Genomic DNA, 21,634 nt, shown 5'->3' with positions numbered 1-21,634 from the left:
TTTGTATTGTGTTTGTATTGATGACCTGTTCAACCTATCCCGTCGATTGTTGTACCACCACCAACCTGTTGGGTGTTTCTGAGGATTTATCGCTATGAACTTTACCACGGACAGCAAAATACTCATTCAAGGCATCATGGAGCCGATTAGCTTGGCCTATACGCCTGTGATGAAAGCCTATGGATCGCCGATTGTGGCGGGCATTAGTCCGGGGCATGGCGGTGAGAGCTTGGCAGAGATTCCTGTCTTTGACTTAGTCAGGCAGGCGGTGGACGAGTTTGGCCCGATTGATACAACCGTGATCTGCACCGATCCGCATTTAGCGTTGGATGCAGCACTGGAAGCGATCGCAGCTGGAATTCGACAAATTGTCTTAATTAGCAAGGGAATTCCGCCCCTCGACATGGTGCAGTTGATTCGTCGGGCTGAGGAAACAGATACGTTGATTCTTGGCCCTAACTCACCGGGGCTAATTGTGCCGGATCAGCTTCTACTGGGCACTTATCCCCGCTTCTGTTTTCAACCGGGTTCTGTCGGCATTATTAGCCGCAGCAGCACTCTAACCTTTGAAGTAGCATCTGAGTTGAGCCAAGCGGGATTAGGCCAGTCGATTTGTGTGGGACTTGGTAGCGATGCGGTGATTGGTTCGACCTTTCCCCAGTGGTTACAGATTTTAGAAGAAGATGACAAGACGGAACTGATTGTCCTAATCGGGGAAACGGGTGGCGAAAGCGAGGAACAGGCGGCGGCCTACATTAAAGAAGCAATTGACAAGCCCGTAGTGGCTTATATCTCAGGTCGCTATGTGCCGGGTGGAACCTATATCGGTCACTTGGGCGCGATTATTGCCTCCCAGGCTATGGCTAGCTCTGTGCCCGTGGAGCTAATCGAATCGTCCTTGGGTAGTGCAGATGGTAAAGTTGCAGCCATGAAAGCCGCTAAAGTTGCGATCGCATCTACTCCCTCTGAAGTGGCCACCCTCGCTCAAAAAGCTTTGCAAAAATCACAGCGTAAGACCACAGCATCCCGGACTCGCAGCACCACACGCAGTCGTCAAACCCGCAGTAGTAGCCGATCTCAGGCTTCTAGTTCTAGCAGTTCTAGTACGAGTGCTGAAGCGTAAACGTTGACGGATCAGAGACGCATAATACAAATTAAAACCCGAAGAACCCATTTAGGCTTTGTGCAAGGCTGGCTGGCCTTACACAAAGCCTAAATGGGTTCTTCGGTATAGACTCAATCTAAAAAACGTAAAAAAACGAGCTAGCTGATAGTATGCCAACTCGTTTTTCAGATCAGGAGAACAGTTCGTATGGCGCTTTGCACCAGCGAAACTCAAGCAAAATTTAGCGGAAGCTATCGGGGTTCAGTTGACGACCACCGGATGAACGGCCTTCTTGCAAGAACTCACCCGTACCGCGATCAGACGCATCAAGGAATGGCTTCAGATAAATACCATCCCCGGAACAACCAGAGGTATTACCGAGGCTACCCATACCCGGCAGATTGATATCTAGTGCTTCACCAATTTGGTTAAGGATATCGCCGCCCTGATTAGCATCTTGGAAGGTATAAACGCTCTGGGTTACTTCACCGCTGTTAGCCGAAGCAATGTTATCAAAAACGCGATCGCGGGTTTGCACAGGGTCTTGACCGGGGGGAACGGTAAAGACAATGCGACAAGCCGGATTATCTTCAGATGTTACGCAGACAATGTCATAGCCGTTTTCAACCGAGTTTTGCAGCTCAACTAGACCATCGGGGCGATACTCTTCCAAACGACGGGCAATTTCGCCGCAGCGCCGCTCTTCCGTCCAACCGCCACCCAACTCAGTCGGCGTAGCCCAGGCATAGGCTTCACCGGGCTGGCTTTCTGGCATATACATGACGGTATGTTGCCCGTTAACCATTTGGCAGGCAAAACGCGGGCTGTCTTCGCTGTCCGTGGTGGTTTCAGCCGCTGCAACGTCGTCTTCCGCTTCAGTTTGTGATGACTGGGCAGCAACCGAGCCGGCCATTAACGCTGTACTGCCCAGGATTAAAGCGCTGCTGGTGCCCAAGGCGATCCAGCGAATGTGCGATCGCACCCCGTTAGATTGTGGCATTTGTGCCATGTTTCCCCCTTAACGTTTGGTGTGTGAATGAACAAAGATGAACAAATAGTCGTAACCGTAATCGTCGTGACGCACTGCCTGTGCTAAAGGTTCCCATTTTTACTCCAGAACCGAGAAAGGGAGATGACAGCAACGTAATCTCCCTTTCTCAACTATTCAAGACCTACTGGCATCCGATGTGGTCGGATCAACCTTAAGCGGTCTGAACTCCAACCGGACAGCTTACCGATGTACCGCCTAAGCCGCAGTAGCCGTTGGGGTTCTTGGCCAGGTATTGCTGGTGATACTCTTCCGCGTAGTAGAACTCAGGTGCATCTAGGATTTCGGTGGTGATTTCGCCATAGCCAGCTTTTTTCAGTGCGTCCTGATACATCTGCTTCGACGCTTCAGCCAGCTTACGCTGTTCGTCGGAGTAGACATAAATGCCGGAGCGATACTGTGTGCCCACGTCATTACCTTGGCGCATCCCTTGAGTTGGGTTGTGGCTTTCCCAGAAGACCTTGAGCAGTTGCTCGTAGCTAATCACATTAGGGTCGTACACAACGCGCACGACTTCGTTGTGACCTGTGCGACCAGAGCAAACTTCTTGATAAGTGGGATTAGGCGTGTAGCCAGCCGCATAGCCAACGGAGGTAGAGTAAACACCGTCCTGCTGCCAAAACTTGCGCTCAGCGCCCCAGAAGCAGCCCAAGCCAAACAGCGCCATCTTCATGCCTTCGGGAAAAGGAGGCGTGAGCGAATTGCCGTTGACATAGTGCTTATCGGGTACGGGCATTGTTTCGCTCCGTCCCGGCAATGCTTGATCGGAGGATGGCATTGACGTTTTTTTGTTAAATCCAAAAAGAACCATGCAGTGACACCTAAACCTTCTGTTTTCAACGTTTTGCTGTAAGCTTTGCTCCTTATCAGTTTAACGATTTCAGCCAACCTTTCGATGGCGGAATACCCAACTTCTGCAACTTTCAGTGGGCAAATCATAGAACTTTTCACTCTTTTGCAGCTACAGATTATGACTCTCGAAGGATTAGCCTGTAGCTTTCCATAGCTAGCATAATTCTGTGCAAATCAACCTAATTTTTGTGATGATGATTAATTTAACGACTCTTACCAACTGTTTGGGAACATTCCTTCAGAGAATCAAGTTCAAAAATCTGTTTACTTTTTTACTCATTGGTATGATGACACTGCTAACGGTGGCACCTGCAGCCGCTTTAGCTGGTCAGAATCGTGAAACACTGCCTAGTAATGTTAAGCAGGCTCTGCGGGATGATGATTCTGATCGCCCGAAAACAACGGGTGAATGGAATGCTGAAGCTCGTGAAACGGAAGGTCAGCCTGTTGAAAGAGCCAAAAGAATTACGAAAGAAGCAGGAGAAGCTGTGAAGGACTGGGCTGAGCTTTATCCCGATGTTGCGGAAAGAACAGTTCCAGCACTAGGGGATGATAATAATTCACGATAATATTTTTCGCGGTAGTACTTCACAGTAGTACTTTGCAAAGCATGCTCAAGAGCGACATCGCTAGCGATGTCGCTCTTGGTTTTGCATTCAATCTGTACAAAAACGGTGTAGATGACTCACAATCAGTATGGATGACTCACAGGCTACTGAAGGCGTGGCGAGTTCTGTGTAGCGTGTCTTAAGATCGCATAGATACATGAAAATAGACACACAAATGGCTACGGTTACTAAAAAGTAAAGTGCTGAGGACTGAGTGTTAGGTTTTGGGTACTGGTTACTGGGTATTGGGTTCTAGGTTCTAGGTTTTGGGTTCTGAGTTTTTACAGCCCCTTGTAGCCTTTGCAGCCCTTTACGGCTCTTACTCCTCATGCCTCATGCCTGTACCTCATGCCATTAAGCGCTGAGTTCGCTCAGTGAAATGGAAATCAGATCAACTATGCAGCCTGAGTGGTTCTTGAAGCGACGAGTAAATTGTCTGTGAGTGCAAAGTATCTACCCGAAACAACCGCCCATGTTCGTATCACGCATCAGTCTTGGCCCCAGGGCCGTATTGAAGGAGAGGTGCGGGCAAGCGAATATGAATGGCAGTTTCAGTGGCGATTTCGGCAGGGTAAGCTGTTGATTCAACCCTCGCTCGGGCGGGCACTGATCCAGGAACCGTTAGGGCGTTTTTTAGAGCGCTGTGACTATCAGCTAGAACCTGGTGGAGACTACTGGTTTACGATTCGGGCCCAGCTTTGATCGATTGAGCCGCCAAATATCGTTCAATCAGCAAAATGGCCACAATGTCATCAATAGGGCGCGAAATGGTTCTCATTCCCTGGGGAATCAGGCGCGCCAGGCCCTGGGCTGGGTACATTTGCCAATAGCGATCGCGGGCTTCTAAGCTACTGTAGCGTTCGTCTACTAGTGCGATCTCAGGTGGATTGGGTAATTCAGTTTGCAATCGCTGCTGCCACTGATTAGCGGAGGTTTGATTGCCCATGATGAGTTGACCAATAGCATAATGGCGCTGATAGTCTTGAATCGCCTTAATTACAGCCGCAGATAGCACAACTTGGTGATCATACAGTTTTTGATCGGTGTCCATAACGGCGATCCCGCATTTATCACGTCCGGGATCAAATCCAAGTAAAATTTTTGCGCTCATAGGTTGGTATTTACTGTTTGAGGCTTATCGTAGCAATCGATTCGTATTTATAGCGGTTCTAGATAAGAACGAGAGAGAAGAGTGCCTCATCCTGAGGCACTCTTCTCTCTCGTTCTCTCACTCTTAACTGGAATCACTATATATTTTGCACCTTGCAGCTTAGGAGATCGAAGTGGTAATGTGAGCACCGCATAGAGCCGTACATCAACCCTTAGAACCGAGCCAAATATAATTGGCAGTCTACTCCTGCGACATGTTGAGTTTTATCTTGTACTTGATGTAGTTGATTCAGTCCGGTACTAGAATATCGGTCGCCAAATTATACAAAGTGTGATTAGATAGCCAAGTTGGGAATTTCCTCTAAACCCTGTTTCGTTGGAACTGAGAGGTTTCCTTCCAGGTTGATACGAATTGGCGACTTGCAGCAGTTTCTGCTCTATGACTCTGGCTCAAAAGTATCGAACTCAGTTCACGACCCGACAGGCCGATCGCTTTGTACTGTTTTTAGCTACGGCTGTCGTTCTGCATCTTGGTGCGATCGCAGTTGGTGTGAACCTTTTACAAGCATTATTACCAGAGCCAAAGGCTGAAGAGGATGTCGTACCGATTGAGTTTGTTTACATTGATGCACCTGATCCTCAATCGTCTCCTCCCCCTACTCAGCGGCGCTCGGTCATCAATACAACGCTGGATACCGCCCCAGAGGTCACCGCGCAAAAGCCAGATGCGGGTAAACCCTCTCCTTTGGCCCCGAAAGCCACGACTGATCCGACACCTAAACCAATATCGTCTGGAACACGGCCAATCAGTGCCACCCAGCCCAATCGAAAACCTGTTCAGCAAACTGTTCCGTCTGTCACTCCATTGCCCTCTGCTGCGCCCAAAGCCTCATCAGAACCTGATCCGGACAAAGCACCGTCTGCTGTCCCACCTGCCAACAATCCTCAAACCCCTACTCTTCCAGCCTCTCCTCCACCTGCGGCACCCAACACATTGCCGAAACCGCCTGACGAATCAACAGCACTGTCTACCCCTCAAATGGCTCCGCTGCCTAAACCTGAGACCTCACCGAGTCCTTCACCCAGTCCTTCACTAAGCCCGAGCGAATTGCCTGAAGCGACACCCTCACCAGCCCCAGCTGCCGAGTCCGGTTTTGATGGAGCAGGACTCAGCGGCACTCCCCGTGCCAGTCAATCTAGCCCCGATACGACCAGCATTGCGGCAGCCCAAGATCAGGTCATGGGAGCTTATCAGCAAGCAATTAATCAGCGCATTGAGCAATATTGGCAAGAAGTGCCGGTAACGGTTTCACGTCAGGCAAAAGTACGGTTTGTAGTCGATCGGGCGGGTAATGTGATTCATGTCGAACTGACTGAGTCCTCTGGATTAGCGGCAGCAGATGAGGCTGCGATCGCAGCTGTCCGTGCTGCAACCCCATTTAATCCTCTACCTGAGCTATACGAAGCTGAAACACTGGCAATTCGCTTCACGTTTAACTACGAAGTAGCCCAGTAACACCTGTCAGAACTGACTTAGGATCGTGGATTAAATAAGATGTAATTTTACCGTCTGTATTTGTAAGCTAGAGCAGTAGAAGATGAAGCAGAACCTGAATGCAACCCTACCCTGCGCCAATTGAAGCTCAAATGCAACGCTATTATCAATCGTTGTCTGAGAAGGATCGTCGTCGCTATGCCGCCATTGAAGCGATCAAACTCGGATATGGTGGGCAAGCCTATATCCGAGAGTTGTTCGGATGCCATCATGCAACCCTAGCGTTGGGACTGGCAGAACTGGATGATGAACCTGCTCTCAAACGGGAACGGATTCGTCAAGTGGGAGGTGGACGGAAGTCAGCATTTGAGACCATTGAAGGGCTAGATGCGTCATTTCTGCAGGTGTTGGAGCAACACACGGCGGGTTCACCCATGGATGAGACGGTGAAGTGGACTAATCTCAAGCGCCATGAGATTGTGGCCTTGCTGAAAGAGGACGGAATTGACGTGAGTGTGACGGTGGTCGATCAGTTGTTGGAGCGGCACAACTTTCGTAAACGCAAAGCGGTGAAAAGACTGGCAACTGGGGAGAGTGAACATCGCAATGAACAATTTGAGCGGATTGAGCAGTTGAAAGGCACCTATCAAGCTGCTGGCAATCCCGTCATGAGTATGGACACAAAAAAAGAGAATTAATTGGCAAGTTGTATCGAGCGGGGCAACTGTACACTCAAGAGCAGGGAGTCGAAGTGTTTGACCATGATTGGGCAACGCTCGCAGAAGGCGTCGCTATTCCCCACGGACTGTACGACTTGAGCGATAATATTGGCTACATCCAGATCGGCACGAGTCATGATACCAGTGAGTTTGCCTGCGAATCGATTCGCTACTGGTGGAACACCTATGGCAAAGCACGCTATCCCCTAGCTGGCTCGATTTTGCTGCTTTGCGATGGTGGGGGCAGTAACAGTTCTCGCTACTACATCTTTAAGCAAGACTTGCAAGCATTGGTCAACGAGTTAGGGATTGAAATTCGCATTGCTCACTATCCCCCCTATACCTCCAAGTACAATCCAATTGAACACCGCTTGTTTCCTCACGTCTCAAGCAGGTGTCAAGGGGTAATTTTTGAGAGTGTCCAGATGGTAAAAGAGCTGATGGAAAAGGCAACCACTCGCACAGGTCTCAAGGTCTTTACGACGATTCTCGATAAAACGTATCACAAGGGTCGTAAAGTTGCTGAGGACTTCAAAGCCAACATGAAGATTGTCTTCGACGAGCTTCTGCCGCAATGGAATTACACAGCAAAACCAGAATTACAGGTTATTTAATTCACAATCCTTAGGAACGCAGATTTAATAGGGTAAAATCTTTGGGGTAATGACATGGCAATGCCGTTTCACTAAGGATGGAACGGTTTGTAGGCTATTTAATCCACAATCCTTAGCGCTACACTACGGCACCCAAGAATAGTTCTGATTCAACATCACAATCAAATCATCAATGGTCAAAGCAAGGGAAATTTCATCGAGTTGATCCAGTAAATCAGCCCCAAATTCTGCTTCAAAATCTTCACATAGCTGTTGTTCCCAATCAAACCAACATACGAGCGGAAATTGCAGATCCTCAGTCATTCGATCTCCTGGTCGGACTCGGCTGAAGTCTATACCGGAGTAATCGGGAAACCGTCGATAGACAAACGAAGTTGTCTCATACGATACCTGGTAGATGTCCATGAAAGTCTTAGCCCAAGCAGGCAGGGTTAAAGCCGAACGATCTTGCAGCGACTGATTGACTCGATGACGCAGGGCCCAATCAGGACTAAGGTCGCTGTACGCCTGAATATCATGGACAATATGTTTCAGTTTCTTCCACATGGATGGCACAGTCGCCTTAGCAAGCAATATCTGAATCCTGCTAACAGTATTCCCCGAAGGCGGCTAAACTCTCAGCGCCATAAGAGGGAAACTTAGGTAAATCCAAGCATATGCTTTCTTCGCCGCAAACACGCCACTTTACCAAATATTTTTCCTGGACAATGGAAAATTGAATTTCACAGTTGAGTTTTCAGAGTTTTTACTCTAAAAACTCAACTGCGATCGCATCGCCAGCCTGTAAGCCCAACTCCGCTGCACGACCGCCCCGCAGCTCAATCACTGAATCAATGACCTCTGGTGAACCATAGGTGGGGCAGGGATCAGATGTACAGGGGGAAACATTAGATGCGATCTCAACGACTTCACCATCCCGCAGAAACACCATATCCAGAGGAACACGGACATTTTTCATCCAAAACGACACCCGACGCGGTGGATCAAAGGGAAACAACATGCCGCGATTATCGGGGATCTCGGAGCGAAACATAAAGCCCATAGCCTGCTGCTGCTGCGTTTCAGCCACCTCAAGCTGAATGATTTTTCCATTCATATCTGCTTCAGCTGTAATCGGTAGCATTTGTCCGCCTTCACTGGATGAAGTAACGGTTTCAGACGGACCGTTGGGTTCTTCTGCCGATAAATCAGCCGCGCTCGTTGACGACGGTTGCTCAGCACAACCCAGTAGCAAAACGCTCAGTCCCATACTCAGAAAAACTGGAACAAGGCTAACCACACGCGATTCATTTACAAACTTGAAGCGAGAAAATTTCAGCATAGTAATTCAAAACCAGTGCACGTCCTAGGGTGGGCACTGCCCACCATTCTTCAAACTGTAAGACCCAACTTCTGTCATTTTGTAGGTGGGTTGAGCCACGCGAAACCTAACAACTTATCCTGAATAGAATTGAGCACATTCATAAAGGTTATGTCCAAACTCAAATCCGACAAGCTAAGCGTAGCTCAACCTACATTGAGCTATTCGACGGAAGCTAGTTTGACGAACCAATTCGTTGACGAAATGGCTGCCAAAAAGATTCAGTCATGAAGCGAAACCCGGAATGAAATTCCAGAAAACGGATTCGAGGTCTAAACTTTACTTACGATTCCCGCAAAACATAGCCAACACCGCGTACCGTTTGAATCAGCCGCTTATCCCCTTCATCTTCGATCTTAAGCCGCAAATAGCGAATATAGACTTCAATTACGTTTGACTCACCCATGAAGTCATATCCCCAAACGTTTTCCAAGATCTGCTCTCGCGTCATGACCTCACGGGGATGCTCCATCAAATAGCGCAGCAGCTCAAATTCCTTAACGGTTAGATCAATCGTGCGGCCATTACGATACACCGTTCGATTGGCTAAATTCAGCATCATATCGCCAAACTGAAGCTGCTCCACCTCCGTCTCAACCGGCTGAAGATAAAGATGAACCAGCTTCAAAAATTTCTCAGTTTGGTAGGGCTTGAGAAAATAATCATCCGCACCCGCTTCCAGACAGGCAATCCGATCTTCCAGCGCATCCCGCGCCATCATCAATAGCACTGGCGTACGGTTACCTTGACTACGAAGATGGCTGCACAACCATGCGCCAGACTCACCTGCTAACAGCCGATCAATCACAATCAGCGAGGGCTGGAACGCCTGAGCCTGAGCTAAGCCTGTTTCAGCATCCTGAGCAATACAAATCTCATAACCCGACTCCTTCAAGTCATTCCCAATGTGCTGGGCTAATAGCTCGTTGGCTTCAACGAGCAAAACACGCGGAGTTTGGGTCAGCGTCATAGAACTCATACATTGAACTCACTTTGGATGCCGAAACGTAATAAGAAGTTAATCAGCTTGATGAGTATTAATACCTGCTTATACTATTTTCATCTGTTTTACCATATTCAGGATTTGCTGATTGATAAAGATTATTGCTGGATGATGACTGAACAAGGTTTAGTCATTGCTGCTGACGGGGTTATTCAAAGAAAGCCAACCGTTGGCACTGGATTTTGGTGTTTTGATGCTGTGTGAGGCAGCATGATATCAAAGAATCCTGAAATAATTGTCTTTATAACTTGCCTTTAGAGTTGACACTCGTGACACAGCCTGCTGATAATTGTAGTTTGTGTGAACTTTATGGCTTGTAACCCTTGGCTAACGTTGTTGTCATCGGTGCCCAGTGGGGCGACGAAGGAAAAGGAAAAATCACTGATCTGCTGAGCCGCTCAGCAGATGTTGTCGTTCGCTACCAGGGAGGGGTAAATGCCGGCCATACGGTTGTCGTCAAAGACCAGACGTTTAAGCTGCATCTGATTCCATCTGGTATTCTCTATCCCGATACCGAATGTATTATCGGGAACGGCACGGTTATCGATCCAAAAGTTTTAATTGAGGAGTTGGATCAGCTGGCTGAACTTGGCATCTCAGCCGATAAGCTATACATCTCTGAGACAGCCCATGTGACGATGCCCTATCACCGCTTGATCGATAAGGCATCGGAAGAGCGGCGTGGTAGTAACAAGATTGGCACTACGGGCCGTGGCATCGGCCCGACCTACGCTGATAAGTCGGAGCGTACTGGCATTCGTATTGTTGATTTGATGGATACGGATGCGCTGCGGAGCCAAATCGAATGGACAATTCAGTACAAAAACACCATTTTAGAGCGGCTGCATGGTCTAGAACCGCTCGATCCAGAAGAGGTGATTGCGGAATATCAGGGCTATGCTGAGCGGTTGCGGCCCCATGTGGTTGATAGCTCAGTCAAGATTTATCAGGCCATTCAACAGCGGCGAAATGTCCTGTTTGAAGGGGCACAGGGAACGCTGCTCGATTTAGATCATGGCACCTATCCATTTGTCACCTCATCGAATCCGGTTGCAGGGGGAGCCTGTGTGGGTTCTGGTGTGGGGCCGACGGTGATTGATCGAGTCATTGGAGTAGCGAAAGCCTATACAACTCGCGTTGGTGAAGTGACCATTTCCCACAGAATTGAAGGATGGCATTGGTCAGCTATTGTGCGATCGCGGTGCGGAGTTTGGTACCACAACAGGGCGGCAACGCCGCTGCGGCTGGTTTGACGCCGTCATTGGTCGCTATGCGGTACGAATCAACGGTTTGGACTGCTTAGCCATTACCAAGCTTGATGTCCTTGATGAGGTAGAAGAGATCAGAGTCTGCGTAGCCTATGATCTAGATGGGCAAAAGTGCTTAGAATTGCCAGGTAATGCTAAGCGGTTTGCTCGCTGTCAGCCTATCTACAAGTCCCTGCCGGGTTGGAAGCAGTCTACGAAGGATTGTCGTACACTAGAAGACCTGCCTAAAGAAGCGCTGAACTATCTCAAGTTTTTGGCAGAACTGATGGATGTACCGATCGCCATTGTGTCGCTAGGCGCGAGCCGCGATCAAACCATCATTGTGGAAGATCCCATTCATGGGCCAAAACGAGCGCTGCTCGACACCAACAACTCCGCTCAGGTATTAGGAGCATAGGAGAGCATAAGCTGCTTTATCTAACAGTTTTATCTGGCAGTTGTGCTTTTCAGCCAACAATCATGTCCAATTAGGGAACGACGAGGGAACGATTATGGAACTTACGGTTGAATGTCAAAAACGCCCAGACGGCAAGAAAGCGAACGCACTGCGGCGAGAAGGTCATATTCCGGCTGTTTTGTACGGCCATGATGGCACAAACTCGCTTTCGTTGACGATGGATGCCAAAACCGCAGATACGCTACTGCGTAAGGCTTCTATCAATAACTCACTGATCATGGTGAAGGTGCCTGAACTGTCGTGGAGTGGTAAGGCTCTGCTACGGGAAGTTCAAACTCACCCGTGGAAAAATGAGCTGTATCACATCAGCTTTTTCTCGATTGCGGCTCAAGATAGCGTACAAGTGACTGTACCGCTGCACTTTACGGGCGAGCCGGTTGGTGTCACCGATGAGCAGGGTTCGTTGGATACGATCATGACGGAACTACAGGTCAATTGCGCACCAGAATCCATCCCCGAAGCCATTGAAATTGGCGTGTCTCACCTCAATATTGGTGATGCCATTCATGTGCATGAACTGATTCTGCCTAAGGGCGTAGAAGCTGCCGATGAACCCCAACGGGTTGTCGCTACGGTACTGGCACCGAGACTGCAGGCGACTGGAGAAGAGACCGAAGAGCCCGCTGATCCATCTGTTGCTGCTGCGCTAGATGCAATGGCTACAGGCGACGACGAAGTAGCCGAGGAAAGCGAAGAAGAATCATAAAAGAGAGGTGCGATCGCAACTTTCTCTGGACAGAAGTAAAAGTATACGAAGAAGTGTACCGAAAACTAAAAGCCGTTTCGCTGCAGTGCAGCGAAACGGCTTTTAGTTTGACGATTGCTGTAATTGTCATGTAATTAATGAACTCTGCGTTATCCACCTTGTTGCTGTAGATACGTCTCAATCTCTTCAGCCGGCAATGGTTTCGCAAAGAAATAGCCTTGGCCCAACGGACAGTTGAGCTGCTTGAGGTGTTCCGCTTGTTCTAGCGTTTCAACTCCTTCCGCAATCACCTGCATATTAAACGTTTGTGCGATCGCTAAAATGGCTGGAATGAGTCCTAAGCTTTGTGAGTCCGATGAAACTGGTTGCACAAAGGATTTATCAATTTTCAAAATATCAAACGGCAGTGTATTGAGATAGCTCAGAGACGAAAACCCCGTGCCAAAGTCATCTAAGCTGAGCTGAATCTGGCGTTCATGCAGTTGTTGCAGTAGCTGAATTACTTGGTGCTGATTGGCAAGAATGCTTTCTGTGACTTCTAGCTTTAGCAAATTGGGAGAGAAATCAGTATCGGCCAGAACGCCATCCAACTGACGCAAAAAGGCTGGATCGGCCAACTGGCGAATCGACAGATTGACGCTAATCGAAACAGAGTCATCAATAATATGTTGTGCTTGCCACTGCCGCATTTGCATACAAGCCGTTCGCAAAACCCAGTATCCAATGGGAGCAATCAGGCCCGTTTCTTCTGCCAGAGGAATAAACGTTGCGGGTGAAATCAGTCCTCGGCTCGGATGCCGCCAGCGGAGTAAAGCCTCAAAACCAATAACCTTCTGTGTTTCAAGCGACAAAATTGGCTGATAGCATAGAAATAGCTCATCCTGTTCGATAGCTTTTCGCAAATCCGTTTCAAGCAGCAGCCGCTCCATTGCCTCGTCATACATGGCCGCATCGAAAACGTGGTATCGGGCACGCCCCCTAGCTTTCGCCCGATACATGGCCATATCGGCATCCCGCAGCAACTGCTCTGGCTTATGGTAGTGCGGATGGCTAAACGTAATGCCAATGCTGGCATTGATGAAAATTTCATGCCCTTGAATGTGGAACGGTTGGGCAAACTGCTGAATGATGGCATCCGCAATTTGAGTTACCCTACCCACGCAATCTGGTGAAATAGCCTCACCATAATCTTCACTGTTGGGCTGCGACTCAACTAGCTTTTTGATTGATGGGTCAGCTAACTCAGGCATTGACAAATCAGTCAATAAAACCGCAAATTCATCACCGCCCAATCTAGCAACCAAATTAGGCACAGGCACGGTTTGAGTCAAACGACGGGAGAGATGGACGAGCAGTTCATCTCCCACCAAATGCCCCAGTGAATCATTGACCACTTTAAAGCGATCGCAATCCAAGAATAAAACTGCAAATGTTTCTAATTCCGCATCGACCCGTGGTTTTCGCTGATTCAGTACTTCCTGCAATCGCTGCATCAGCTGATTGCGGTTGGGCAGACCCGTTAGAGCATCTTGCAGCGTCATCGCTTTCAGCTGGTCTTGAATGCGCTGGCGCTCTTCAATTTCCGTCTCCAAGCGCACGACAGCCTGCTGAAGCTGCTGAGTACGCTCTTCAACTCGACTTTCTAACTCAGCATTGAGCTGTTGAATCTGCTGCCGTGCCTCATACAGCGCCAGCTGATGCTCAATTCGAGTCAGTACCTCTGGAATTTCGAAGGGCTTCGTGATGTAATCTGCACCACCCGCATTAAATGCTTTTACTTTATCGAAAACTTCATGCAGCGCACTGATAAAAATAATCGGGATCTGGGCGCTCTGAGGATTTTGCTTTAGTCGCTCACAGACATCAAAGCCGCTTAGCCCCGGCATCATAATGTCTAGCAAAATCAGATCAGGCTGATACTCCTCTAGCATCACAAGTACAGTTTCACCATTGTAGGCTTCCAGAACCTGGTAGCCCTCACTCAACAGAATCTCAGCCAATAACCGCACATTAGCCGGGGTGTCATCAACCACCAAAATTTTGGCTGGTTTTGTGCTGGGACTACAGTCAAGAGTCATAGAGCCTAGGACATCCCGATCAGTTGGTGCTAACAACAACATATACCTTCATCAAACGAAGTGCTAACAGAAAAAACAATGAGTTATAAACAAATCGCTCTCAGCATTGATGACTTAATATCATTGACTGACTAACGGATTGCGATTCATTTAATTAAACTAAAATGAATAAAGAATTTAGAAGTGTAAGTTACTACTGGTGTCAAACTGCCAGGCTTGTCTTAATAGTCTAAACGAAATTTAAGCTTACTTTGTCAAGTTAATGTTAGGTAAAAATTAAAGCTATTAGAATAAAAAGTATTTTTTAAATACAAGGAGGTTTTTTATTATTTTCAAGTCACCTGACTTGATTAAGTAAAAACGCTGGAAAAGCAAAATACCTATCGAATAACCATTAGTAATTTGCTTGCCTTCTTAAATTTTAATTACATTTCAATTACGTGTAACCACTTAAAAGCAAATGAAACTTCGTATGGGTAAAACCCTGTGCAACTGAACGTTCAGTGAATAATCTGAAATTGGCTCCTATTTCCTAGCTAAAAATACTTATATGAGTTAATAACGACTAAATCGAATCTACAAAAACTGGAAATTGTTTATTTTGAACTGGCATATTCTGTACAACAACTAACACATCAACAATCAAATTCATCTAGCTATTAGCAAAATTTATAATGCTTTGATATCTACTGCCTAAATTTAAAGTCCTCTTTGAGAAGAGCAGCTTGATATCTCGAATGGTTACCTCAAAGAAGCCAACCAGGTCACGATTGATTATCTATATTGAGGTAAATACTGAGATCAATAAACTGTGCAGGCAACGGTAGCTAGCTCCTGATGACAAGATGCGATTTCAAATTATAAGGAATTCGACAGAGCTAATCATCTGCCATAGGTAACAATATGTGCAGCAGCTATTCAAGCTAGGGTTTGCGCTCAGCCCAAGCAGGTACATAACGCCATGCTTTGCGCAAATTTGCATCCAAGTCTCGATAGTTTGCTTCTTTAGCTTCAACTAACGACCAGAAGGCAGATGAATGATTCATCTGCTGTGTGTGGCAAAGTTCGTGAATAAAAACGTAGCGCACTAGATCTGGTGGCAGAAACAGCAGCTTGTAGTTGAGGCTAATGGTTTGCTGGTTAGAACAGCTAGCCCAACGAGTGCGCTGTCCTCGAACGGAGGCGCGCTGAAATGGAAGCTGTACCTCTTGGCTCACCTGTTCTAGCCAGGGAACTAGTTTGGCTTTGGCATATTGCCGTAGCCAATGCTGAAGCGCTTGCCGACAAGCTCGCTGGTCGCTTAAGTCCCCAGTCACTAAAACATAATGAGAAGGGAGGATCGACACCTTAATCTTTTGCGTATTTGTCGGTTGAGAGCCAGTTGATTGACCAGTCGGTTGATAAACCACTTGCCACCGTTCAGGTGGCGATCGCAAAATAATTTCATCCGGCAGTGGAGCATCGGCTTCCGGGGTGACGGACTGTCGCTCGGTTCTGAGCTGCTGGACGGTGCGGGTGATCCAGGTGCGCCGCTCTTGTACCAAGTCGGGGATGCAGCTTTGATCAAACCCTTTGGGCACAACAACCTCTACTTCGCCCAGCAGCGAAATGCGGATGCTGACATGCTTGGCCCGGCGGCTTTCGCGGACTCGATAGTTCAGAACGTTGGGTTGACTTACCATCAGATTGTCAAATTGATGACCAAATTTACGAACTAAGACAGTGAATATTGTTGGGTCATAAAATCAATCAAAATCTGCTGATGGGGCTGACCGATGGGGCAGATCTTTCCGGCCTGCTGAGAATAAGCATATCCTTGATGAATATCACTACATGATAGTAAACCCAAGTCCCACCCCTCATTTAAAGTTAGATCTGCTGGATCAACCGTTAATGGGCTACAAAATACATGTCGAATCACAGTGGGAGTTGGGTAGCTAGAAAAAAGAGATAGATGGTTAGGAGTATGACCGATTTCTTCAATTAACTCTCGCTTCATGCTAACTTCCGGTGTTTCTCCTGGCTCTAAATGTCCACCAAATAGACCCCAGTGGCCGGGATACGCGATGCCCGGAATATCATCTCGCAACTGCATCAAGAACTGATCAGCTCGATAAAGGATGGCAATGGCGACTTCTACTGGAGTCGATGTCATTGAAGTTTCGTGGCTGTAACGATGCAAAAAACTGGTGAATCAATTGAGTAAACGTAGGGACTGGCTGGTTGTTAACTCTGTATTCTTATCAAATCATGTTCTGGCCGAAATCAGTCAAAGATTTGTTGCTCTTGGATATATAACTCACCCTGTTCTTGACCTGCGATCGCAATATTTTCATAAGCAACGATGCCTTGAATTTGGATGTTGTTGCCCGTAATGAGCGCTTCAGATTCGGATGCAGCCATGACCCAAATGCTGCCCGTTTCGTCCTGTAGCTCGTAGATCCGTCCATCGACTAAGGGGATCTGCTGCACAATCTTGCCGCTGAGATGAACCGTTGTATCCACTATAGTAGTGGGATCGGCGGCGAGGAGTTGGGCAATGGGCTGGATATTGCTGCGGTGAGGCCGAGCCACTGCGACTTCGGATGAACTGGCAGTGATGGTGTTGTCTGCATCGGTCTGCTCAGTGCTTAGGGTTGGTGATGAACTGCAGCTGAGATTTGCTGTGACCAGCAGGCCGGTGAACAGGCTGATCAATCCACTTCTTATTAACCCACCAGGAGTTGAATGTTTCATGAACCGAAAGCAAGACTGATCCGGATCCGCAGGTAGAGTTAATCGGTTTGGGGCAGCGACAGAAGGGCGGGATCGTAGGGATCGGATAAGGGGCTGAAGCATGATCAAGATCCTAGTCACAAGTGAATGTTGTATCGAAGCCGTCAGTGAAAATCCATTAAAAATCAATTTGGCAAATCAACTTTGCTGAATGGAATGCCAATGGTATCAGCCTCTCGTTCACAATCAAGTCGGGATTGGGCTGAGATTTCATAGCCGATTCCATATCGGAATGCAACACGACTGTCGGTAGGGGACAAATTTTCTGAGACACTGGTTAGAGCATATTGGTGACTCAGCTGCGATCGCAGATTGAGATCCGAATCATGCCAATTCTGACTGACATGTTCAACTACGACGCCCATCTGATCAATCAATTTTTTCTGTCATTATGGCTCAGATTCTCGATGGCAAAACTCTAGCTCAGCAAATCCAAACTGATCTAACTCAGCAAGTCACAAGTCTAACTCAACAAGGTGGGCGTCCACCCGGTTTGGCCGTAGTGATGGTGGGAGATAATCCGGCCAGCGCTGCCTATGTGCGCAATAAAGAGCGAGCTTGCGATCGCGTCGGCATTGCCTCATTTGGTAAACACTTGCCTGGAGATACCGATCAGGCAGCCCTCAGCCGTTTGATTGACGACCTGAATCAGGATGATCAAGTCGATGGCATTTTGATCCAGTTGCCGCTGCCCGCTCATTTGGATTCCGTGGCATTGCTCAACCAAATTGCGCCTGATAAAGACGCAGACGGCCTACACCCAATGAATTTGGGTCGGCTGCTGCGCGGTGAACCGGGTCTGCGGAGCTGCACTCCAGCAGGCGTGATGGAAATGCTCAAGGCTTACGATATCGACTGCCAGGGCAAGCAGGCCGTGGTAATAGGCCGCAGTATTTTAGTAGGCAAACCGCTGGCGATGATGCTGCTGGAGCAAAATGCGACGGTGACGATCGCCCATTCGCGATCGCAAAATTTAGCGGAGATTGCCCGCAGCGCTGATATTTTAGTAGCGGCAGTGGGACGCCCCCAGATGATCACAGCGGAGATGGTTAAACCAGGCGCTGTCGTGATCGATGTGGGGATCAACCGGGTGACCAACACTAACGGTAAATCGAGGCTGGTCGGCGACGTTGATTTTGACTCCGTTGAACCGGTAGCAGGCTCGATAACTCCCGTTCCGGGTGGAGTTGGCCCCATGACCGTAACCATGCTGTTGCACAATACGGTATGGAGTTACCGTCAACGTTTATCATCATGACGTTGGGCGTTACCCAGTGTTTTTTGCAGTACAAATCACAGACATAAATCATAGGCACAAAACACAAGCACAAACACAGGCCAGATTAGCCAATTGCTTTCCCCACTCAGTTCCAGTTAAACAGCGCTCATAGAGATCAATCATGGTATCCACAGATAATCGTAGTTCTGCCCCGCAAGCGTCTTTTGACCTGGCAGCTTACTTAGAAGAACGGCGTATCCAAGTTGAAACTGCTCTGGATCAGTCGATTGCCGTTGTCTATCCCGAAACCATTTACAACTCAATGCGCTACTCCCTGATGGCGGGAGGAAAGCGACTGCGCCCCATTCTCTGTCTAGCCGCTTGCGAGCTGATGGAAGGATCAATTGAGGCGGCGATGCCAACAGCCTGTGCGATGGAAATGGTGCATACCATGTCACTGATCCACGATGATTTGCCCGCAATGGATAACGATGATTATCGGCGGGGCAAGTTAACCAATCACAAAGTTTACGGTGAAGACATCGCGATTCTGGCAGGTGATGGCTTATTAACTCTGGCCTTTGAATGGATTGCCACCCAAACGAAAGGGGTTGCTGCCGACCGAGTGCTGGACGTGATTGCGCGGTTAGGTCGGGCTGTCGGTGCAGCCGGATTAGTAGGTGGCCAAGTGGTAGATCTGGAGTCAGAAGGCAATCCCGATGTCACCATAGAAACCCTAAATTTCATCCATCAGCATAAAACGGCAGCGCTACTAGAAGTTTCGGTTGTATCCGGGGCCGTGCTAGCAGGTGCGAACCAAACTGATGTGGAGCGCTTAACTCGCTATGCCCAAAACATTGGTCTAGCGTTTCAAATTATTGATGATGTGCTCGATATCACGGCTACGGCAGAAGAGTTGGGCAAAACCGCTGGTAAAGATGTAGAGGCTCAAAAAGCGACCTATCCCAGCTTTTTGGGTATCGAAGAATCTCAGCGTCGTGCCCAAGAACTAATCCAATCCGCCAAGGCAGAGTTGGCTCCTTATGGAGAAGCGGCTCAACCGCTGATTGCGATCGCAGATTACATTACAGCCCGAAAGCATTAGATCGTTGCGCTAAGCTGGAATGCGCCAAGTTTATCTTCAGGTTGCTTGACGACTGCTCCCCTAGCCCTAACTCTAAGCATTGTGGTTGACATCTGCTCAAAGCTTTCGTTTTTCTGTATCCAAATCCATGCACGACTTCAGCGAAGTGATCAATAACTATGTCTTGCTTGTAGCGCTCTTGTCTTGCTTGATTGCCCAAGCGCTCAAGCTCATTTTTGAGCTAGCTAAAGACGGCAAATTCAATGTCCGGGTTTTAGTCGAAACGGGAGGTATGCCCAGTTCTCACTCTGCACTGGTGACATCATTAGCCGTGGGAGTGGGCCAAACTCAAGGCTGGGAAACGGCTGACTTCGCCTTGGCGGCTATCTTCGCAGGGATTGTAATGTATGACGCGGCTGGTGTGCGCCAAGCGGCGGGTAAACAGGCTCGCATTCTGAATCAAATCATTGATGAGCTGTTCTACGAGCATAAAGATTTCAACGAAGATCGCCTGAAGGAACTACTGGGACACACGCCCGTGCAGGTGATTGCTGGCGCACTCTTGGGCGGCGTTATTGCTTGGTTGGCGGGTTCAGCCCATCCGTTGCTGTAAATTGTTGCTATAGCGGTTCTACATAAGAGCGAGAGAGGAGAGTGCCTCAGGATTAGGCACTCTCCCCTCTCGCTTTCTCACTCTTAACTGGAATCACTATATAAATTAAGTCGAATTCAGTTCAACCTAAAGAGGACGGCTGAGCCGTCCTCTTTAGGTTTCTGCCAGTTGCTGATATCAAGTCCGTGTATCAGAACCCAATAAATTACTGGGTTTTAATCGGATTGCGCATTACTCTACAAAAAATGGTCGTTCCTGCTGCGTTTGAATCAGCTGTTGCTGGAGCGCCGACCAGTCTTGAGCTTCAATCTGCTGAATCACCTGTTCGAGTTGATCGCGATAAGCAAACAGCGATCGCAACAGTGCCTCCTGGTTATACTGCGCCATCATTAGACCCAATTCTGGGTTGCCGCCACCGACCCGACTGGTATCGCGAAAGCCAGAGCTGGCTAGCTGTTGGGCTAGTTTCAACACATTCTTATCCGTCTCGTTCAAGCAGGACTGAATCAGGCTTGAACTGATCATGACAGGTAAGTGAGAAATCCAGGCCACCGCTTGATCATGCTCCGCCGGATCGCAATGGATTAAGCAAGCGTTCAGCGCTTTCACCAGCTGGCTAACCTGCTCTACGGTATCGCTGGGAGTCTGGGGCGTGGGCGTCAGCACATAGGGCCGATCGACGAAGAGGTTGGACAGTGCAGCATCAATACCCACTTCTGCCGTGCCCGCCATTGGGTGTCCACCCAAGAAGTTGGGCCACAGTTCCGTCGCAGGTTGCACAATTGCCCCTTTGACCGATCCGACATCGGTCACAATCGCCGTTGACTTGAGATGAGGTGCGATGGCCTTGATCATCGGTAAAATTGACCCAATCGGCGTGCAGATAAACACCACATCGACTTCAGCCAAAATGGCGAAATTGGGACTGGCATCGGCGACAGCCCGACGTGCGATCGCAGTTTCGCAGGTTGATTGTTTCCGGCTGACGCCTAGCACCGTATAACCATAGGCCGACCAGTCGAGCCCCAGCGACCCCCCAATCAATCCCAGCCCAACAATCCCAATCTTCATGATTCAATCTCCCCTTCAAACGACCTCCAAACCTGCGTTTATGCTTCGTAAAGCTCCGCAGTGCTTCTTCATACAGGCTTTGTAATGGTCAACATTGATGCTGCAAAAATTTGTTTAAGCCGTCAGGATTGTATCGCTTTGCATGAAGTAACGCTGATTTTTATCCGAACTGGGGCATCCTATGAGATATGGAGGATTACCTCACTGCCGCTCTTTCAATCTTCTTCTGGGAATTCTGCCTAGAAGATAGATGAATTGGGTCATCTTACTGAGTTTGGTTGGTGAAGCTTGCTGACATAATCAGAACAATCCTGTAAGTCCTAACTCTGCTAGCCGATTCGCTCGAATGCTGAGTTAGCCAGAATGACAAATTGCGATCGCAGTTGGGTCAATTCGGGAAAACTACTAAAGCAAAAGAGTAAATCACATCCTGTACCTCAGCCCCGGTC

Annotated in this window: 22 protein-coding genes and 1 pseudogene; 12 read left to right on the top strand and 11 right to left on the bottom strand. The window is 48.3% G+C overall.

Annotated features, from left to right (window positions below):
• Positions 1–94 precede the first annotated feature (94 nt).
• Positions 95–1,123, top strand: coding sequence for a succinate--CoA ligase subunit alpha (locus AC286M_RS11670; protein WP_488204557.1), 1,029 nt, complete (start codon positions 95–97; stop codon positions 1,121–1,123).
• 223 nt (positions 1,124–1,346) lie between these two features.
• Here AC286M_RS11670 and AC286M_RS11665 read toward each other — a convergent pair whose 3' ends face one another.
• Both AC286M_RS11665 and msrA read right to left on the bottom strand, forming a co-directional pair.
• Positions 1,347–2,114 carry a COP23 domain-containing protein gene (locus AC286M_RS11665; protein WP_488204556.1) on the bottom strand — a complete coding sequence of 256 codons (768 nt, stop codon included), beginning with the start codon at positions 2,112–2,114 and terminating at the stop codon, positions 1,347–1,349.
• A gap of 193 nt (positions 2,115–2,307) precedes the next feature.
• Positions 2,308–2,931 (bottom strand): peptide-methionine (S)-S-oxide reductase MsrA, encoded by a 624-nt coding sequence (gene msrA / locus AC286M_RS11660; RefSeq protein ID WP_488204555.1) that lies wholly within the window; start codon positions 2,929–2,931, stop codon positions 2,308–2,310.
• Between the two features lie 241 nt (positions 2,932–3,172).
• Here msrA and AC286M_RS11655 point away from each other — a divergent pair, with 241 nt between their 5' ends.
• Both AC286M_RS11655 and AC286M_RS11650 read left to right on the top strand, forming a co-directional pair.
• On the top strand, positions 3,173–3,574 hold the full coding sequence (locus AC286M_RS11655; protein WP_488204554.1) for a hypothetical protein: 402 nt from the start codon (positions 3,173–3,175) through the stop codon (positions 3,572–3,574).
• Between the two features lie 477 nt (positions 3,575–4,051).
• Positions 4,052–4,315: a DUF3146 family protein gene (locus tag AC286M_RS11650; RefSeq protein ID WP_488204553.1), complete on the top strand. Its 264-nt coding sequence runs from the start codon at positions 4,052–4,054 to the stop codon at positions 4,313–4,315.
• Here the strand turns inward: AC286M_RS11650 and AC286M_RS11645 are convergent.
• Positions 4,293–4,724 carry a pre-16S rRNA-processing nuclease YqgF gene (locus tag AC286M_RS11645; protein WP_488204552.1) on the bottom strand — a complete coding sequence of 144 codons (432 nt, stop codon included), beginning with the start codon at positions 4,722–4,724 and terminating at the stop codon, positions 4,293–4,295. The genes AC286M_RS11650 and AC286M_RS11645 overlap by 23 nt on opposite strands.
• A gap of 438 nt (positions 4,725–5,162) precedes the next feature.
• On the opposite strand from AC286M_RS11645, the gene tolA reads away from it, so the two are divergent.
• Together tolA and AC286M_RS11635 are read left to right on the top strand one after the other, a co-directional pair.
• Positions 5,163–6,239, top strand: a complete 1,077-nt coding sequence (gene tolA, locus AC286M_RS11640; RefSeq protein ID WP_488204551.1) for a cell envelope integrity protein TolA — start codon at positions 5,163–5,165, stop codon at positions 6,237–6,239.
• 98 nt (positions 6,240–6,337) lie between these two features.
• Positions 6,338–7,551: pseudogene (locus tag AC286M_RS11635) on the top strand (ISAzo13 family transposase).
• A 123-nt stretch (positions 7,552–7,674) separates the two neighbouring features.
• Here AC286M_RS11635 and AC286M_RS11630 read toward each other — a convergent pair.
• The 3 genes from AC286M_RS11630 to nblR form a co-directional block, all read right to left on the bottom strand.
• A complete protein-coding gene (locus tag AC286M_RS11630) occupies positions 7,675–8,097 on the bottom strand; it encodes a hypothetical protein (protein WP_488204550.1) in 423 nt (140 codons plus the stop codon).
• A gap of 199 nt (positions 8,098–8,296) precedes the next feature.
• Entirely contained in the window at positions 8,297–8,872 is a 576-nt protein-coding gene (locus AC286M_RS11625; protein WP_488204549.1) for a DUF192 domain-containing protein, read from the bottom strand.
• Between the two features lie 322 nt (positions 8,873–9,194).
• Positions 9,195–9,890 (bottom strand): response regulator transcription factor NblR, encoded by a 696-nt coding sequence (gene nblR, locus AC286M_RS11620; protein WP_488204548.1) that lies wholly within the window; start codon positions 9,888–9,890, stop codon positions 9,195–9,197.
• Between the two features lie 18 nt (positions 9,891–9,908).
• Between nblR and AC286M_RS11615 the strand changes: the two genes are divergently transcribed.
• The 4 genes from AC286M_RS11615 (at position 9,909) to AC286M_RS11600 (ending at position 12,345) form a co-directional block, all read left to right on the top strand.
• Positions 9,909–10,118, top strand: a complete 210-nt coding sequence (locus AC286M_RS11615) for a hypothetical protein (RefSeq protein WP_488204547.1) — start codon at positions 9,909–9,911, stop codon at positions 10,116–10,118.
• 119 nt (positions 10,119–10,237) lie between these two features.
• On the top strand, positions 10,238–11,167 hold the full coding sequence (locus tag AC286M_RS11610; RefSeq protein WP_488204546.1) for an adenylosuccinate synthase: 930 nt from the start codon (positions 10,238–10,240) through the stop codon (positions 11,165–11,167).
• Positions 11,103–11,579, top strand: coding sequence for an adenylosuccinate synthetase (locus AC286M_RS11605; protein WP_488204545.1), 477 nt, complete (start codon positions 11,103–11,105; stop codon positions 11,577–11,579). The genes AC286M_RS11610 and AC286M_RS11605 overlap by 65 nt, the downstream gene beginning before the upstream one ends.
• 94 nt (positions 11,580–11,673) lie before the next feature.
• Positions 11,674–12,345, top strand: a complete 672-nt coding sequence (locus AC286M_RS11600; protein WP_488204544.1) for a 50S ribosomal protein L25/general stress protein Ctc — start codon at positions 11,674–11,676, stop codon at positions 12,343–12,345.
• A gap of 149 nt (positions 12,346–12,494) precedes the next feature.
• Here the strand turns inward: AC286M_RS11600 and AC286M_RS11595 are convergent, their stop codons facing one another.
• The 4 genes from AC286M_RS11595 to AC286M_RS11580 all read right to left on the bottom strand — a co-directional run bounded on the left by AC286M_RS11595 (position 12,495) and on the right by AC286M_RS11580 (position 17,159).
• Positions 12,495–14,423 (bottom strand): two-component system response regulator, encoded by a 1,929-nt coding sequence (locus AC286M_RS11595; protein ID WP_488204543.1) that lies wholly within the window; start codon positions 14,421–14,423, stop codon positions 12,495–12,497.
• A gap of 923 nt (positions 14,424–15,346) precedes the next feature.
• The gene (locus AC286M_RS11590) at positions 15,347–16,105 is read right to left on the bottom strand and encodes a M48 family metallopeptidase (RefSeq protein WP_488204542.1); all 759 of its coding nucleotides are present in this window, start codon (positions 16,103–16,105) and stop codon (positions 15,347–15,349) included.
• Positions 16,106–16,137: 32 nt separating this feature from the next.
• A complete protein-coding gene (locus tag AC286M_RS11585; RefSeq protein WP_488204541.1) occupies positions 16,138–16,578 on the bottom strand; it encodes an NUDIX hydrolase in 441 nt (146 codons plus the stop codon).
• 110 nt (positions 16,579–16,688) lie between these two features.
• A complete protein-coding gene (locus tag AC286M_RS11580) occupies positions 16,689–17,159 on the bottom strand; it encodes a hypothetical protein (RefSeq protein WP_488204540.1) in 471 nt (156 codons plus the stop codon).
• A gap of 430 nt (positions 17,160–17,589) precedes the next feature.
• On the opposite strand from AC286M_RS11580, the gene folD reads away from it, so the two are divergent.
• From folD to AC286M_RS11565, 3 genes are all read left to right on the top strand, one after another.
• Positions 17,590–18,456 (top strand): bifunctional methylenetetrahydrofolate dehydrogenase/methenyltetrahydrofolate cyclohydrolase FolD, encoded by an 867-nt coding sequence (gene folD / locus AC286M_RS11575; protein WP_488204539.1) that lies wholly within the window; start codon positions 17,590–17,592, stop codon positions 18,454–18,456.
• A gap of 142 nt (positions 18,457–18,598) precedes the next feature.
• Positions 18,599–19,522, top strand: coding sequence for a geranylgeranyl diphosphate synthase CrtE (gene crtE / locus AC286M_RS11570; RefSeq protein WP_488204538.1), 924 nt, complete (start codon positions 18,599–18,601; stop codon positions 19,520–19,522).
• Between the two features lie 127 nt (positions 19,523–19,649).
• A complete protein-coding gene (locus tag AC286M_RS11565; RefSeq protein ID WP_488204537.1) occupies positions 19,650–20,114 on the top strand; it encodes a divergent PAP2 family protein in 465 nt (154 codons plus the stop codon).
• Positions 20,115–20,345: 231 nt separating this feature from the next.
• Here the strand turns inward: AC286M_RS11565 and AC286M_RS11560 are convergent, their stop codons facing one another.
• Positions 20,346–21,185 (bottom strand): prephenate/arogenate dehydrogenase, encoded by an 840-nt coding sequence (locus AC286M_RS11560; RefSeq protein WP_488204536.1) that lies wholly within the window; start codon positions 21,183–21,185, stop codon positions 20,346–20,348.
• Positions 21,186–21,634 lie beyond the last annotated feature (449 nt).

The organism is Thainema salinarum CENA647, assembly GCF_057732415.1.
This window is presented reverse-complemented; position numbering and strand designations above follow the sequence as displayed.